The sequence below is a fragment of the Paenibacillus agaridevorans genome (genome assembly GCF_003112455.1).
Classification (GTDB): Bacteria; Bacillota; Bacilli; order Paenibacillales; family Paenibacillaceae; genus Pristimantibacillus; species Pristimantibacillus agaridevorans.
This window is the reverse complement of sequence record NZ_BDQX01000435.1, coordinates 1-771: the sequence shown is the minus strand read 5'-3', so window position 1 is coordinate 771 and position 771 is coordinate 1. Positions and strand designations below refer to the sequence as shown.

The window sequence follows — 771 nt, the reverse complement described above, 5'->3', positions numbered from 1 at the left end:
TCGATCATCGTGTCAGTCAAGGATTTACAGTCTATCAATCCCAGCCGTTATATATGACCGGCAACTACCTCGATGTCTCCAATGGGATAGGATCCGGGCATCTGGGACGACTTCAGGATCTGGACCGGAAGTTTCAATATGTCGCGGATGCCGGACTTGTTCATGCGAATGCTGCCTTTACCTTCAGATCCATCCTGAATGTAACCGATCCTGTATTGCTTGAGAAACTGGGCAAATACTGGCAAGCGAGATTTGGAGCCTATCCAGTCCTGTGGACGACTGCGCAGGAAGTAGATCCTGGCCATGAGTTCAATGATTATTGGCATCGGATTGCAAAGGCAATATATGATAATGACGCTTATCGTCAACCTTTAACTGCACACATGGAAGGCGGAGATGCAAGTATTTCAGGGTGGGCAGAAAAGGACTATCATTCCTGGTTTGGCGTACAGCCGTCCAATCTGCAAAAAGACGGTTATCAAACCTTCTGGGAGTATAACGCAACAAAACCTTATGTTGCTTATGAAACAGGCTATGAATTTAATCGGGTCACAACAGATGAGGCGCGTTCCACTCCATATAGGGCCTTCTCCAACGGCGCCTTCGGTTTTGGATATGGCGTGCAGGGCGTCTGGGCCATCAATGATTCGACAGATAGTTGGTTTCCCTATGGTCCCTACTATCGTTGGTTTGATGGATTAAATGCCGCGGGCGGCTCACAGATGACGCATTTCAAGAACTTCTATGAAAGCTTGCAGTGGTGGAAGCTAA

The 771-nt window shown here is 47.7% G+C and carries 1 protein-coding gene; it reads left to right on the top strand.

Annotated features, from left to right (window positions below):
- Positions 1-771: apiosidase-like domain-containing protein (locus PAT3040_RS33435; RefSeq protein WP_146200631.1), on the top strand; the 771-nt coding region annotated here is incomplete at both ends.